The 14,284-nt window shown below is 63.0% G+C and carries 15 protein-coding genes; 3 read left to right on the top strand and 12 right to left on the bottom strand.

Annotated features, from left to right (window positions below):
- Window positions 1–207 precede the first annotated feature (207 nt).
- The gene (locus tag GSQ89_RS06440; RefSeq protein ID WP_158923188.1) at window positions 208–519 is read right to left on the bottom strand and encodes a hypothetical protein; all 312 of its coding nucleotides are present in this window, start codon (window positions 517–519) and stop codon (window positions 208–210) included.
- Window positions 520–679: 160 nt separating this feature from the next.
- Between GSQ89_RS06440 and GSQ89_RS06435 the strand changes: the two genes are divergently transcribed.
- Window positions 680–1,606 (top strand): tetratricopeptide repeat protein, encoded by a 927-nt coding sequence (locus GSQ89_RS06435; RefSeq protein WP_158923186.1) that lies wholly within the window; start codon window positions 680–682, stop codon window positions 1,604–1,606.
- Here the strand turns inward: GSQ89_RS06435 and GSQ89_RS06430 are convergent.
- The 9 genes from GSQ89_RS06430 to glpD form a co-directional block, all read right to left on the bottom strand.
- Entirely contained in the window at window positions 1,562–2,302 is a 741-nt protein-coding gene (locus tag GSQ89_RS06430; protein WP_158923184.1) for a hypothetical protein, read from the bottom strand. The two genes, GSQ89_RS06435 and GSQ89_RS06430, sit on opposite strands and share 45 nt — an antisense overlap.
- Before the next feature lie 24 nt (window positions 2,303–2,326).
- A complete protein-coding gene (glpK, locus tag GSQ89_RS06425) occupies window positions 2,327–3,826 on the bottom strand; it encodes a glycerol kinase GlpK (protein WP_158923182.1) in 1,500 nt (499 codons plus the stop codon).
- Between the two features lie 350 nt (window positions 3,827–4,176).
- Window positions 4,177–5,967, bottom strand: coding sequence for an ABC transporter substrate-binding protein (locus tag GSQ89_RS06420; protein ID WP_158923181.1), 1,791 nt, complete (start codon window positions 5,965–5,967; stop codon window positions 4,177–4,179).
- A gap of 44 nt (window positions 5,968–6,011) precedes the next feature.
- Window positions 6,012–6,287 (bottom strand): DUF2160 domain-containing protein, encoded by a 276-nt coding sequence (locus GSQ89_RS06415; protein ID WP_158923179.1) that lies wholly within the window; start codon window positions 6,285–6,287, stop codon window positions 6,012–6,014.
- A gap of 11 nt (window positions 6,288–6,298) precedes the next feature.
- Entirely contained in the window at window positions 6,299–7,105 is an 807-nt protein-coding gene (locus GSQ89_RS06410) for a carbohydrate ABC transporter permease (RefSeq protein ID WP_158923177.1), read from the bottom strand.
- Window positions 7,105–7,995 (bottom strand): carbohydrate ABC transporter permease, encoded by an 891-nt coding sequence (locus tag GSQ89_RS06405; protein ID WP_371734219.1) that lies wholly within the window; start codon window positions 7,993–7,995, stop codon window positions 7,105–7,107. Before GSQ89_RS06405 ends, GSQ89_RS06410 begins: the two co-directional genes overlap by 1 nt.
- Window positions 7,992–9,068, bottom strand: coding sequence for an ABC transporter ATP-binding protein (locus GSQ89_RS06400; protein ID WP_158923173.1), 1,077 nt, complete (start codon window positions 9,066–9,068; stop codon window positions 7,992–7,994). The genes GSQ89_RS06405 and GSQ89_RS06400 overlap by 4 nt, the downstream gene beginning before the upstream one ends.
- Window positions 9,069–9,070: 2 nt before the next feature.
- Window positions 9,071–10,159 carry an ABC transporter ATP-binding protein gene (locus GSQ89_RS06395; protein WP_158923171.1) on the bottom strand — a complete coding sequence of 363 codons (1,089 nt, stop codon included), beginning with the start codon at window positions 10,157–10,159 and terminating at the stop codon, window positions 9,071–9,073.
- Window positions 10,156–11,700 (bottom strand): glycerol-3-phosphate dehydrogenase, encoded by a 1,545-nt coding sequence (glpD, locus tag GSQ89_RS06390; protein WP_158923169.1) that lies wholly within the window; start codon window positions 11,698–11,700, stop codon window positions 10,156–10,158. The genes GSQ89_RS06395 and glpD overlap by 4 nt, the downstream gene beginning before the upstream one ends.
- 172 nt (window positions 11,701–11,872) lie before the next feature.
- On the opposite strand from glpD, the gene GSQ89_RS06385 reads away from it, so the two are divergent.
- The gene (locus GSQ89_RS06385; RefSeq protein WP_158923167.1) at window positions 11,873–12,142 is read left to right on the top strand and encodes a hypothetical protein; all 270 of its coding nucleotides are present in this window, start codon (window positions 11,873–11,875) and stop codon (window positions 12,140–12,142) included.
- Window positions 12,143–12,191: 49 nt separating this feature from the next.
- The gene (locus GSQ89_RS06380) at window positions 12,192–12,701 is read left to right on the top strand and encodes a type II toxin-antitoxin system VapC family toxin (protein WP_254073101.1); all 510 of its coding nucleotides are present in this window, start codon (window positions 12,192–12,194) and stop codon (window positions 12,699–12,701) included.
- A gap of 14 nt (window positions 12,702–12,715) precedes the next feature.
- On the opposite strand, the gene GSQ89_RS06375 is transcribed toward GSQ89_RS06380, so the two are convergent.
- Entirely contained in the window at window positions 12,716–13,525 is an 810-nt protein-coding gene (locus GSQ89_RS06375; protein WP_254073100.1) for a DeoR/GlpR family DNA-binding transcription regulator, read from the bottom strand.
- 4 nt (window positions 13,526–13,529) lie between these two features.
- Window positions 13,530–14,174: a 2OG-Fe(II) oxygenase family protein gene (locus tag GSQ89_RS06370; RefSeq protein ID WP_158923163.1), complete on the bottom strand. Its 645-nt coding sequence runs from the start codon at window positions 14,172–14,174 to the stop codon at window positions 13,530–13,532.
- Window positions 14,175–14,284 lie beyond the last annotated feature (110 nt).

Here is a 14,284-nt window from a genome sequence, read left to right as displayed (position 1 = left end):
GAGCAATCTCACTCTATGATCGGCAGGAAATACTAGCCGATTTTGTCTGTGCGTTTTAACCTTACTCAAATCCGTGATCGGTTGTCCACTTCCAACACTAATCTCGGCATTGCAATATGTTGCGCGCGGCCATCTTCGGGCCTTGAACCGGCAGGGGCTTTACGGTAGGTTTTCTGACGATCAAAAAAATGTGTGGTTATCCCCTGTTCACCAGTTGCATTTGTAGCGAATCGTCGTTACAGATGTACCCGCAAACGCCAGAAACCGCCACGATAGCGGCTGTTTCTCGTTTGTTTTATCGGTGGTTTTCGTTGGCGGCAGTCGGGCAGGATTTTCATCCTGCTTAATTGTGTCTGGTGGAAACTGGCCGACGATTGACGATACACCTCCATGACCCTCGTGTAGATGGGCAAGTGGCGGCGAAATATTATTATCGATGGATGTCGCCGCAACGGCGAAACCTGTAACGACGATGCGTTTTGCTTTTCTATCGGGTGGAGACTGTCCAAAACGGATCACTTCATTGCGTCTATAATAGAGTCCCCGGCCTTATAGAATAGGCTCCACATTTTATTTTTGGGCACCACAATAGTGGTCGTAGCCTGCTGCCGGCACCGTCGGGTCATTTCCAATCCGCATGATCTGTCTTAAAGTCGCCCATGGCCCCAGGCGACCCGAGATGAACCCTATACCTCACACCCTCTTCGAGCAGATCTTCCGTGCCGCCGTCGCGCACGTAAATGCCGGAAACCTCGACGCAGCGGCTTTAGCCTGCAACGAACTGCGGCGCGCCCGGCCCGACGATCCTGCGGTATTGCAACTGCACGCCACCCTTGCCCTGCGCACCGGCAACCCGAACGAGGCACTGAGCAGCATCCGCCAAAGCCTGACCATACGCCCCGGCCACGTGGCCTCGCTGGTCCTCGCCGCCCGGGCAGCGATCGCCGCCGGCACACAAGATCAGGCGGTGACGCCGTTGCGCGAAGCCGTGGCACGAGCACCCGATCTTGCCGAACCCGCGTTCCTGCTGTGCCGGACACTGCTCGATCTGGGCGACAAGTCGCTCGACGCCATGCTGGATCTGCTGGCCGCGCGCCATCGGACCCAGGCGGCCGAATGGCAGCACCTTGGCCTCGCCCTACAGCGCGCACGAAAACCCGCCGCCGCACTCGTCGCTTTCACCCGAGCCGCGCTGGCAGACCCCACCCTGGCAGACGCCCAATTCGGCCGCGGCCTGCTGCTGCGCGACGCCGGCCGGATGACCGAGGCACGAACGGCACTGCAACAAGCCGTCACCCTCGACCCGACCGCCGCGGGCGCCTGGTTCGCGCTCGGTCTTACCTGCCAGGACCTGAACGATGAAAAGGCAGCGATCACCGCCTATCAGGCAGCGTTGCAGCACCGGCCTGATTTCGCCGAGGCCGCCGTCAACCTCGGCATCGCCCTGCAGCGCCAGGGCGACATGCCGGCCGCGATCGACGCTTACCGATCCGCCATCCGCATCCGCCCCGACTCATTCAGCCGGGTCGCCCAGGCGATCACGGCGGCACGCACCGGCATGCTATGGCTCGATCCCACTGCTTTCCGCCGGGCGCTTGGCGCGTAGACGCCGCGCACGGAACCGGCGGCGATAGACGCCCGGCGTGCTCAGCAGAGTCTCCGCAGTCGCGTCGTAGCGCGCGGCTGCCTCAGCCGAAAATGCCTCGAACACCATCTCGGGTATTTCCCGAGGCACCGCGAAGCACTGCGCCACCGGCGTGCCGCGCGGCAATGTTCCGCTGAAAGTCGGATCGGTCCAGACCGCCGGAAACAGGATGCCGACATCGCTGAATCGGTCGGCATCCACCAAGCCGGTCACCAGGCGGAACGGCAGGTCCTCCCGATTGACCGGATGTGTTGCGAACAGCGACCAACCCGGCTCCAGTTCGATCGTCCAGAAACTATTGAATTTGACCAGAACACGATTGGGGTGATGCAGCGGCGTGCCCAGCACCTGTTCCGGGACGTGGAAGCTGATCGGTGAACGCGGATGGGCGTGAACCGACGGCGTCGGCACATCCCAATCCCAGGATAGCGCCCCGTCGCGCACGGTCACGTCGCAGGGCAACGGGATGACGAAGCCATAGGTCATCGCGTCGACGAAGGGCGGGCATTGCTTGACGGTGCGCACATCTTGCCCATGCGTCGGCGAATGCGCACGGGGCTGCATCGCGCGCAGCCAATCCGGCAGGGCTTCACGAGCCGGGATAGGCCGCGGAAGATGATCGGCAAGCGCGGGATCGCAACGGAAGACGATACGCATGGACAGCGTGATGCACCGGCGGCGTCAGGGCCGCAACAGCGCACGCGCCATCGCATCCCGCCAGCCGCGATATTTTCGGTCGCGTTCGGGTGCCGCCATCATCGGCGCGAACCGCCGCTCGCCGGACCACGTCGCCGCGAATGTATCGGCATCGGGATAGAGACCCGCCGCCATCCCGGCCAGGTACGCGGCGCCCAGGGCCGTGGTTTCCAGGCACGTGGGCCGGTCCACCGGCGCGGCCAGGATGTCGGCGAGAAACTGCATGGTCCAGTCGCTCGCGCTCATGCCGCCATCGACCCGGATCACCGGCCGGGTGCCGGACCAATCGGCACCCAGATCGGCCTGCATGGCATCCAATAGGTCCTTGGTCTGGTAGCCGACACATTCCAGCACCGCGCGCGCCAGTTCCTTCCGCGTCGTCCCCCGAGTCATGCCGGTCAGCAGCGCTCGGGCTTCACTGTCCCAGTGCGGTGCGCCCAGACCGACAAAGGCAGGCACCATATAGACGTCCTGCCCCGGGTCGGCCTCGGCCGCCAAGGCCCCCGTCTCGGCCGCGGAGGCAATCAGTCCGATGCCGTCGCGCAGCCACTGCACCGCCGCACCGGCGACGAAGATCGACCCTTCCAGCGCGTAGGTACGCTGCCCGTCGAACTGATAGGCGATGGTCGTGACCAGCCGATGGCGACTAACGATCGCCTGCCGTCCGGTGTTCAGCAGTGCGAAACAACCGGTGCCATAGGTGGATTTGACCATGCCCGGGTGAAAACATGCCTGGCCGATCAAAGCGGCCTGCTGATCCCCCGCGACGCCGCGAATGGCGATCGGCCCCCCGAATTGCGCCGCCGTGGCGGTGCCGAACGTGCCGGCGCTATCCCGCACCTCCGGCAGCATGGCGCGGGGAATGTCGAACAGCGCTAGCAGTTCGTCGTCCCAGGCACCGCGATGGATGTCGAACAGCAGCGTGCGCGATGCGTTCGTAGCGTCCGTGGCATGCGCAGCGCCTTCGGTCAGCCGCCACAGCAGGAAACTGTCCACCGTGCCGAACGCCAGATGCCCGGCCTCGGCCGCCGCCCGAGCGCCGTCCACCGTATCCAGCAGCCAGGCGATCTTGGTCGCCGAAAAATACGGATCGAGCCGCAAGCCGGTGCGGGCGGCGACCATATCACCGTGCCCAGCCTGCTCCAGTCGCTCGCAAAGATCCGCGGTGCGGCGATCCTGCCAGACGATGGCGTTATGAATCGCTCGCCCGGTCCGGCGATCCCACACCACCACCGTTTCCCGCTGGTTGGTGATGCCCAGCGCCGCGACATCCGTCGCCGTCAGACCGGCATCAGCCAACACCCGCCGCGCGGTCGCCAGCACCGAGGTCCAGATATCCTCCGGATCATGCTCAACCCAGCCAGGCCGCGGATAAATCTGGTTGAATTCCTGCTGGACCGTCGCCACCGGCGCGACCGCGGCGTCGAACACGATGCTTCTTGTCGAGGTCGTGCCCTGGTCGATGACAAGGATGTGCCGGGGCATGGTTGTTGGTCCTTCAGGGGTTAGGAGGGCGGTGCCCTATAGGCTCTAAGACCAGGTGTCGGCCTAGCCCCCGTGTCATGGCCGGGCCAAGCCTCATAGCATCGGGGTAGGCGGTGGATCGAGAATTGCCTGGCCGAACCGACGCCGACCTAACCGACATGGCCGGGCATTGTCCCGGCCATGACGGTGAGAGTGTTCCGGCCGGCCAAATCCTTTTCCCTATCCTCGCTATCCTGACGCCCAGGGACCTTGACCCGGCGATCACACCGGGAAGCAGGCTGCCCGTAAAGCCGCACCCTGTGTCATCACCGAGGCTGGCCCGGTAATGACACAACGGCGCAACGACAGTATCAGGCCTTCTTCGGCGGCGGCGACGCTGCCCAGGTCTTGATCAGTTCGTCGTAGTCGATGGTCTCGCCTTTCGGCTTCTCATTGGCAAGCTTCCGCTGCGGCGCCAGGTTGCCGTCCTTCACCGCTCGGTCATACCAGTACTCGGCGGTCTTCTCCGGGTTCATCTTCGGACCCAGTGCCCCCTGCGCGCCGGATTTCTCCAGTCGCGTCATGATCGCGTCCTGATCGCGGGCCAGGCCATCCATCGCCTGCTGCGGCGTCGCCTCCCCCGAGATCGCCTTCGACACGTTCTGCCACCACACCTGCGCCAGCTTGCCATATTCCGGCACGTTGACACCCGTAGGAGTCCACAGTTTGCGCGCCGGGCTGCGATAGAATTCCACCAGTCCGCCGACCTTGGGCGCCAGTTGAGTCATCGCGTCGGACCAGATATCGCTTTCCCGGATCACGTGCAGCGACGTCACCGCCTTCTTCAGCGTCACCGTCTTGGAGACGCAGAACTGGGCATACAGCCAGCCAGCCTTCACACGCTCCATCGGCGCGTATTTCAGCATGGTCCAGCAACCCATGTCCTGGTAGCCCAGCTTCATGCCCTCCTTCCAATACGCACCATGCGGGCTGGGGGCCATGCGCCATTTCGGCGTGCCGTCGGCGTTCATCACCGGCAGCTTCGGATCGGACAGGGCATGGGTAAACGCGCTGTACCAGAAGATCTGTTGCGCGATATGGCCCTGGCCCGGCACCGCACCGGCTTCCAGGAAGTCCATGCCGGCCGCTTCCGGCGGCGCATACTTCTTCAGCCACTCGACGAACTTGGTCGTTGCATAAACGGCCGCCGGCCCGTTGGCGTCGCCGCCGCGCGTGATCGAGGAACCGCGCGGAATGCCGTCCTCCATCCGGATGCCCCATTCGTCCACCGGCTTGCCGTTCGGCAGGCCGCGATCGCCCGAACCCGCCATCGACAGCCAGGCGTCGGTAAAGCGCCAGCCCAGGGACGGATCCTTCTTGCCGTAGTCCATGTGGCCATAGACGCGGACGCCGTCGATTTGCTTGACCTGGTTGGTGAAGAAATCGGCGATGTCCTCATACGCCGACCAGTTGACCGGCACGCCCAGTTCATACCCGTATTTCTGCTTGAACTGCGCTTTCAGCTCCGGCTTCTGGAACCAGTCATACCGGAACCAGTACAGATTGGCGAACTGCTGGTCCGGCAACTGATACAACTTGCCATCCGTGAACGTCGCGAACGAAAGCCCGATGAAATCGTTCAGATCCAGGTTCGGATTGGTGATGTCCTTGGCATCGTTCGCCATGAAATCCGTCAGCGAGCCGCCGACGATGTCCTTGTACCGAGGATGCGTGCCGATAAAGTCCGAATCGTTCATCCAGAAGTCGTAGATCGGCTTACCCGACTGGATTTCGACCTCGATCTTATCCACCAGCAAGCCTTCGTCCATCAGCTCATGGTTGACCTGAATGCCGGTGATGTCCGCGAACGCCTTCGTCAGCGTCTTCGATTCATACTCGTGAATACTCAGGATTTCTGAAACACAGCTCAGTTTCATACCCTTGAACGGAGCGGACACCTTGATGAACCATTCCATCTCCGCCATCTGCTGATCCTTGTTCAGCGTCGACGGCTGGAATTCGGAGTCCACCCACTTCTTCGCGGCATCCACCTGCTGCGCGTAGGACGGTGTCGAGGTCAGGATCGCTGCGCCACCCACCGCCGCGGCCGTCCCAGCAGTGGCGGCGGCTCCCTTCAATACGCTACGCCGTGTCGTATCCATGTCTGTTTCCCCTCTATTTCCCCAGCCCCATGCTCGGGATAGTTTCACGCGAAACGAAACATCGCGATTCCGTAAACGATGGATCCGGCGAACGGGTACCAAAGGTCCCCCCCGCCCAGCCGCATCCAGATGATGAAGATGAACGCCGACCCCAGCAGGCTGACGAAGAACCGGTCACCTCGCGTCGTCGGAAACCGGAGAATGCCTGAGCGCGGCGTTTCCGGCCGATAGATCGCCAGCAAGGTCAGAATGATTAGCGCCACGGCGACGCAGCCAAAAAACGCCGCCGTCGCCCAGGTCCATGCCATCCAGGCGAACATCGCGTCCCTCCCTAGACCCGGCCAAGGGCAAAGCCCTTGGCGATGTGATTGCGCACGAACCAGATCACCACCGCACCCGGCACCATGGTCAGCACGCCGGCGGCGGACAGCAGCGCCCAGTCCATGCCGGACGCCGAGTAGCTGCGCGTCATCACCGCCGCGAACGGCAGCGCATTGGCCGATGTCAACGTCGTGGCTAGCAATTGCTCCACCCAGGAGAACATGAAGCAAAAGAACGCGGTGACACCGATGCCGTTGGCGATCAGCGGCAGGAACAGCTTGATAAAGAAGCGCGGAAACGAGTAACCGTCGATCGCCGCCGTCTCATCGATTTCGCGCGGCACGCCGCCGACGAAGCCCTCCAAAATCCATACCGCCAGAGGCACATTGAACAGACAATGCGCCAACGCCACCGCCCAAACGGTGTCGAACAGGCCCACCGCATAGAACAGGTTGAAAAACGGCAGCGCGAACACCGCCGACGGCGCCATCAGGTTGGTCAGCAGCCAGAAGAACAGGTGCTTGTCGCCGATGAAATGATACCGGTTGAAAGCATACGCCGCGGGCAACGCCACGGTCACCGAAATCACCGTGTTGATCGCGACATAGGTCAGCGACACACCGAACGCATGCACCCACGTCCGGTCCTCAAAAATCGCTCGGTATTTCTCCAGCGTCGGATGATGCGGCCACAACGCCATCCCCGACATGATGTCGGCATTTGTGCGCAGGCTGAGGTTGATCAGCCAGTAAACCGGCAGCATCAGCGCGACCAGATAGATGATCAGCGCGATCCGGGGACCGACAACCGAGCGCATCAGGTGTCCCTCCGGCGATCGAGTTGCGTCATGACCGTGAAGAATATCCAGCAGGCGGTCAGGATGATGATGTAATACACCAGAGACATCGCGGCGGCGCTGCCCACATCAACCTGCCCGATGGCGATCTTCACCAGGTCGATCGACAGGAATGTGGTTGCATTCCCGGGTCCCCCACCGGTGACGACAACCGGTTCGGTGTAGATCATGAAGGTCTGCATGAAGCGCAGCAGTACTGCGATCACCAACACCTTCTGCAGCTTCGGCAACTCGATGTTGACGAACACCGCCCAACGGCTGGCACCGTCGATACGAGCCGCCTGATAGTAGGCGTCCGGGATCGCGCGCAGACCCGCATAACTCAGCAGGATGACCATCGGCGTCCAGTGCCAGACATCGATGACCACGATCGTGATCCACGCGGACACCGGGTCCTGCGTGACGTTGTATGGCAGCCCAATCCCCGTCAGCACGGCGCCGAACAGGCCGATATCCTGCCTGGCAAAAATCTGCCACATCATGCCAACGACGTTCCAGGGGATCAGCATTGGCAGCGCGGTGACCACCAGCGACAGGCCGACCGCCCAGCCGCGCCTGGGCAGGCACAGCGCCACCGCGATCCCCAACGGCACCTCGACCGCCAGCGCGGCGGCGGAAAACGCGAACGTCCGCATCAGCGCGCCGGCGAAGCGCGCGCCGATTTCGCTGGTTGGATCCAGCAGATCGCGGAACCACGCGTCGCCATTCCAGAAGAAGTTGTTCACCCCCATCGAGTCCTGAACCGAATAGTTCACCACCGTCATCATCGGAACGATGGAGGAGAACAGTACCAGCGCCAGCACCGGCAGTACAAAGAACCAGGCACGATTATTCGTTGGTTTATCCATCATGCCGCGATCCCCTCGACACGAACCTCATTCTGGTAGACCAGCACATGCGCGGCATCGAAGCTGACGTTGGCTTCGGTGCCGACACTTTGCATATCGGCGGGAATGGTCGCCACCAGCGGCACCCCGCCCAGGCTGACATGCGCCAAGCGCTTACGGCCGAAATCATCGACCCGGCGCACCTGGACCTTCAGGCCAGCACCCGGCGTCAGCGTCACGAAGTCCGGACGCACGCCGATCCGCACCGCCTCGGACAGCGCCGGATACCCGGCGCCCAACACAATTTCCCCGCCGCCGGCATAGGCTCGGTTGCCGTCCACCCGAGCCGGCAGGAAATTCATGCCCGGCGACCCAATGAAATAGCCGACAAACGTATGGTCGGGCTTTTCGAACAGTTCCTCCGGCGTGCCGATCTGCACCGCCTGGCCCTCGTTCATCACCACCACCCGATCGGCAAAGGTCAGTGCCTCGGTCTGGTCGTGCGTCACATAGATCATCAGCAGATCGAGCGCCCGATGCACCGCCTTCAGCTTCGACCGCAACTCCCATTTCAGCGCCGGATCGATCACCGTCAGCGGTTCATCGAACAGCACGGCCGACACGTCGGAACGCACCAGGCCGCGACCGAGGGAGATCTTCTGCTTCGCATCCGCCGTCAGCCCGCGCGCCCGACGCTTCAGGTCCGCCGTCAGTTCCAGCATCGCGGCGATCTCCGCGACCCGAGCGGTGATAGCAGCAGCGGGCATTTTGCGATTCCGTAGGGGAAACGCGAGGTTTTCAGCCACCGTCATCGTGTCGTAGATCACCGGAAACTGAAACACCTGCGCAATATTACGCTGTTCGGTCGGCAACCGCGTCACATCGCGATCATCGAACAGCAACCGCCCTTCCGATGGAATGATCAGCCCGGAGATGATATTCAGCAGCGTCGTCTTGCCACAGCCGGACGGCCCCAGCAGGGCGTAGGCCATCCCCTGCTCCCACACATGGTGCAGCGGCCGCAGCGCATAGTCCTTCTCACTGCGCGGTTGTCGTGTGTAGGCGTGGGCGATGCCGTCGAGGGTGATGCGTGTCATGGTCAGGCCGATGCTGCCATGGCGGGCGACGCCGCCAGGGTTTCCGACGTGTCGAAGACGAAGCAACGCTGCATGTCGACGGATACCTCGGCGGGCGCACCCGGTTGCCAGTCGTGCACGCCGCGCACCAAGCACACCCAGGTGCCCAGGCCGACATCGACATGAACAAAGCTCTCCGATCCGCTGAGTTCGGTGACCGAAACGACGCCCGGAAATCCCAGCATCCCCGCTCCCCCGCCGCCGACGGTCGCGCCATCGCAACGGAACCCGACCCGATAGCGCCCGTCCGGCAGGTTCGCCAACACACCGATGGCCGGCAATTGCCGACCGGTCGAGGTCTCGATCACCGCGCCGCGCTTGATGACGAACAATTCGTTCAACGGCGGATCGGAAAACACCCGCGCCGCGGTGAGGTTCTCCGGCCGGCGATAAACCTCCGAGGTCGGACCGTGCTGCGTCACCCGTCCTTCCCACACCGTCGCCGTCTCGCCTCCCAACAGCAGCGCCTCGGTCGGTTCGGTCGTCGCATAGACCAGGATCGCGTTGCTTTCGGCGAAGATGGGCGGCAGTTGTTCCCGCAGTTCCTCGCGCAGCTTGTAATCGAGGTTGGCCAGCGGCTCATCCAGCAGCACCAGATCGGCGCGTTTAACCAGGGCGCGAGCGATGGCCGTGCGCTGCTGTTGGCCGCCGGAAAGCTGCGCCGGCATGCGATCCAGCAGGTTCTCCAACCGCAGCAGCCCGGCCGCATGCCGCACCCGCGCCTTGATCTCACCCTTCGGCAACCGAGCAACCCGTAGTGGCGAGGCGATGTTTTCGAAAACCGACAAGCTGGGGTAGTTGACGAACTGCTGATAGACCATGGCTACGGACCGCTTCCGCACCGGAATCCCGGTCACGTCCTTGCCGTCCAGCAACAACCGTCCGCTGGTCGGCTGATCCAGGCCCGCCATCAGCCGCATCAGCGTTGTCTTGCCGGCCAGCGTCGGACCCAGCAGCACGTTCATCGTCCCGCGCCGCAGGGTCAGCGAGACGCTGTCGATGATCGTGTCCTGGCCAGCCGTCAGGCCAATATTGTCCAACACCAGACTCATGGGATACTGGCCATTCCTTCCTGCATCATCCAATGAATCGCGTCGTCGACCGCGGCGATTTGTTCCGCCGACAGACGCAGGCCAAGTTTACTGCGCCGCCACACCACATCCTCGGCGGTACGCGCCCATTCAGCCCGTACCAGGTAGCGCAGTTCCGCTTCCGTCAGATCGGCGCCGAAGACACGGCCCAGATCGGCCATGCTGGTCGCGCCGCTCAGCACGGCATCGATCCGGGTGCCGTACGCTCGCGACAACCGCCGCACGGTCGCTTCCGGCACGAACGGATAGCGAGCCGCCGCGGCAGTGAATTGGGCCTCGAACCCATCCACCGGAAAATTGCCGCCCGGCAGCGTCACCAGCCCAGTCCACCCCGCCGCCCGTTCGGACGCGACCGGCAGATGCGGTTGCAACATCGCCAGCGCCGATTCCGCCAGCCGCCGGTAGGTCGTGATCTTGCCGCCAAACACCGACAGCAGCGCCGGTTCGCCTGTGGGCGCATCCAATTTCAGCACGTAGTCGCGCGTCGCTTCCTGCGGTTCCGAGGACCCATCGTCGAACAGCGGCCGAACGCCGGAATACGACCAGACCACCATGTCCGGAGTGACCGGCTTGCGCAGATAGGCACCCGTGGAGTCGCACAAATAGCGGATCTCGGCCGCACTCGCCCGCACGTCGCCAAGATCGCCGGTGAAATCCTGGTCGGTCGTGCCGATCAGTGTAAAGTCACGTTCATACGGAATAACGAAGAAGATGCGTCCGTCCGCGTTCTGAAAAATGTAGCAGGACTCATGATCGTACAGCCGCCGCACCACGATATGGCTGCCCTGCACCAGACGCACCGAGGCTGGAACATTCGCCCGTATGACCGAACCGGCCACCTCGCCCACCCAGGGGCCGGCGGCGTTGACCAGTACCTTGGCGTGGATGGTGCGAACAGCACCGGTCGCCTCATCGCGTAGTGCAACGTTCCACACCCCGCCAACCCGTTCCGCTGAAATGCACGCCGAGCGCGTCGCGATCGTCGCTCCGCGATCGGCCGCATCGCGCGCGTTCAACACCACCATCCGCGAATCCTCCACCCAGCAATCGGAGTATTCGAACGCTCGGGTGAATTCCGGTTTCAGCAATGCACCAACCGGGTCTGTGGCCAGCCGCAAGCTGCGTGTCGGCGGCAGGCGCTTCCGCCCGCCCAGATGATCGTACAGGAACAGGCCAAGCCGCAGCAGCCAGGCCGGCCGCAGCTTCTTGTGGTGCGGCAGGACGAAGCGCAACGGCCGGACAATGTGTGGCGCGATACCCCACAGCACCTCACGCTCCATCAGTGCCTCGCGCACCAGGCGGAATTCGTAGTGCTCCAGGTAACGCAGACCGCCATGGATCAGCTTTGTGGACGCGCTGGACGTGCCGGACGCCAAATCCGCCCGATCGCACAAAAACACCCGCCAGCCACGTCCCGCCGCATCACGGGCGATGCCGCAGCCGTTGATGCCGCCGCCAATGATGGCGAGGTCGTACTCGGAACTGCTGCCAGCCGCATCCATCGGGTTCGTTCGTCTCCTCACGCCATGCGCATTCGCGCATTTGTTTGGTCGTTTTGATCGTATGCGCAGATAAAAGGAAAATGCAAGCAGTCGGTCGACAGCGATTGGCTCGGAGATTGATATCGTTCGACAGAATGCCAATAATGTTATACATCACCCACAGGAGGATGACATGACCGATGACGCATCAGACCACGGTGACCAGCGGGCGCTTGTCCTTCAAGCCGCCCAGGAGAGCGGATTGCTCGGCCCCAAGCAGCGGACAATGGCTGGGCGGTTCTCCGAAGCCCTGATTCAACAGGCGAAGCGCGTCAGCGGTATCTCCGTGAACACCGACCTTCTGACCTACGCGCTGATCAAGCTCGCTCTGGAGGACGACTTCGGGGAAAAGCTGCTCGCGCGAAAGGGCACGGTGCCGAAAGGAACATTCTCTGCGGACTGATCTCGCGCGATCGCTGCGGCGGATCAAGCCGGAGCGCTTCGACCGTCCATTGCCGCGCCGAGACGACGCCGATCTCGATTTCGCCGACTCAGCGGCCTGGTTTGGACCGGCGCTCCTCCTCGACACCTGCGTTTATGTGGACACGCTGGAAGGCAGCGTGCCGCCGCCCGTGGAGCACCTTCTAAGAGCCCGCAGGCTGATGCATCTGTCGGTGGTCCTGGGGGAATTATCGCACAACTTCGGACGTCTTAATCCCGCACATCCGAACACATCCGCCCATCTCGCGGCACTCACCGGGGTGCTCAGCGACATTCCGCCCCATCGCATTGAGGACTCCGTCAGCGCCGGCGTCGTGATGGAGGCGGGTATTCTGGCCGGACTGGTCTTTCGTCTGGGCGGCTTCCAGCCCGGACAGGAAGTCGCGGCACTGAACGACGCCACGATCTACCTGCATGCCCTCGAACGCGGATACGTCGTGCTGACACGGAACCTGCGCGATTTCGACCTGATGAACCAGATCATGCCATCCGGGCGGGTGTTGTTTTATCGAACCACTTAACGCCGGCGGCTGGATCAATCAGGCCCGACCATATCGCTCTCCCGCGGCCCGCCCGTTTCCACCACCTCCACCTCACGCGCTCGGCACAGCGCCGCAATTGCTGGGGACGGCAGGTGATCCGTCACCAGGACGTCGATATCGGCCAGCGTGGCCAGGCGCGCCGGCGCGGAACGGGCGAATTTGCTGCTGTCAGTCACCAGGATCACCCGCCGGGCGTTCTCGATGATCGCGCGGGACACATGAACCTCGCGAATATCGAAATCGAGCAGCGTCCCATCTTCATCGATCGCTGAAATCCCGATCACCGCCGTGTCCACCCGGAACTGACGGATCAGGTCCACCGTCGTCGCGCCCACAATCCCGCCATCGGTCGGCCGCACGCTGCCGCCGGTGATGATCACGTCGATCGCGCGATTACGGTAAAGTTCCGCCGCCACATTCAGATTATTGGTGATCACCAGCAGCCCCGACCGCCCGGCCAGAGCCTTGGCGACCTCCTCCGTCGTGGTGCCGATGTTGATGAACAACGAGGAATTGTCGGGAATTAACCGAGCAGCCGCCTCTCCGATCAGCCGCTTGTGCTGCTGCGCCACCAGCTTGCGGGCATCATAGGCAAGGTTCTCGACACTGGACGCGACGATCGCCCCGCCGTGCACGCGCGTTATCACCCGTGCTTCGCTCATTTCGCTCAGATCGCGACGGATCGTCTGCGGCGAGACATCGAAATGCGCCGCCAGATCCTCCACCGTGACCCGCCCGGCTTCCCGCAGCAGGGCGACGATCTCGTTCTGACGGCGGGAGAAATTGTGACCAGAACCATCCACGGCCTCACGCATCCCGTGTCGCGATGCCGAGGTTGAAAGCGACCGAAATGCGCAGCCCAGTGCCGCGATAGGGCCGCACCTGATGATACAGCCAGGATGGAAACAGCATCAGCAGGCCCGGACGCGGCCGGATCGTCTCGGCGCTGCCCACCGACGTGCCGTCCTCACCGGCGAATTTCAGCGCCGGCGCATACATGCCCGGCCCCGGCCCGCGAGGGTCCAGCATCTCGAACTCTCCTCCAAGCGAGGGATCGTCGGCGCAGCCGCCATCCGCGACATAATACGTGCCGGACCAGAACGACCCCGGATGGTAATGGCAAATATTGCCGTCGCCTGGGCCATTGACGTTGGCCCACGCCTGCACCGTCCAGACCGGCTGTACCGGCTCTCCACGACGATCGGCGGTTAACTGCGTCGCCACACCCTTGGCCACATCCAGGATGGCGGCGATCGGCGCACCACCCCAGGTGACGATGTCGCGATCGGAATGCCAACCGCCCGCATTGGATGCCTGCACCGATCGGGTCTGTTCACGCCGCAGCAGGATAGTGCGCTCCAATTCGGCGTTCAGTTCCGCGGCCCCCGGCATCTCGACCGCCGCGACCGGCGTCGCGAACAGGCCTTTCACCGCGATTTCGACGCGCACCATGTTCGTTTTCCTCCAGAATGCGAAAGCAAGCGATCCGAACCGGATTGGCCCCACACTGTCAAGTCCGGTCTGGCCGATCGTTGCAGGCCAGCCGCGAAGATGCTGGGATA

Source organism: Acidisphaera sp. S103, assembly GCF_009765975.1.
In the GTDB taxonomy this organism is placed as follows: Bacteria; Pseudomonadota; Alphaproteobacteria; order Acetobacterales; family Acetobacteraceae; genus Rhodopila.
Note: the sequence above shows the minus strand (reverse complement) of the source record. Positions and strands in the feature narration are given on the sequence as shown.

Coding starts and splice junctions, on each gene's coding strand:
- GSQ89_RS06435 (WP_158923186.1), top strand. CDS start 680: ATGAACCCTATACCTCACACCCTCTTCGAGCAGATCTTCCGTGCCGCC.
- GSQ89_RS06430 (WP_158923184.1), bottom strand. CDS start 2,302: ATGCGTATCGTCTTCCGTTGCGATCCCGCGCTTGCCGATCATCTTCCG.
- glpK (WP_158923182.1), bottom strand. CDS start 3,826: ATGCCCCGGCACATCCTTGTCATCGACCAGGGCACGACCTCGACAAGA.
- GSQ89_RS06420 (WP_158923181.1), bottom strand. CDS start 5,967: ATGGATACGACACGGCGTAGCGTATTGAAGGGAGCCGCCGCCACTGCT.
- GSQ89_RS06415 (WP_158923179.1), bottom strand. CDS start 6,287: ATGTTCGCCTGGATGGCATGGACCTGGGCGACGGCGGCGTTTTTTGGC.
- GSQ89_RS06410 (WP_158923177.1), bottom strand. CDS start 7,105: ATGCGCTCGGTTGTCGGTCCCCGGATCGCGCTGATCATCTATCTGGTC.
- GSQ89_RS06405 (WP_371734219.1), bottom strand. CDS start 7,995: ATGATGGATAAACCAACGAATAATCGTGCCTGGTTCTTTGTACTGCCG.
- GSQ89_RS06400 (WP_158923173.1), bottom strand. CDS start 9,068: ATGACACGCATCACCCTCGACGGCATCGCCCACGCCTACACACGACAA.
- GSQ89_RS06395 (WP_158923171.1), bottom strand. CDS start 10,159: ATGAGTCTGGTGTTGGACAATATTGGCCTGACGGCTGGCCAGGACACG.
- glpD (WP_158923169.1), bottom strand. CDS start 11,700: ATGGATGCGGCTGGCAGCAGTTCCGAGTACGACCTCGCCATCATTGGC.
- GSQ89_RS06385 (WP_158923167.1), top strand. CDS start 11,873: ATGACCGATGACGCATCAGACCACGGTGACCAGCGGGCGCTTGTCCTT.
- GSQ89_RS06370 (WP_158923163.1), bottom strand. CDS start 14,174: ATGGTGCGCGTCGAAATCGCGGTGAAAGGCCTGTTCGCGACGCCGGTC.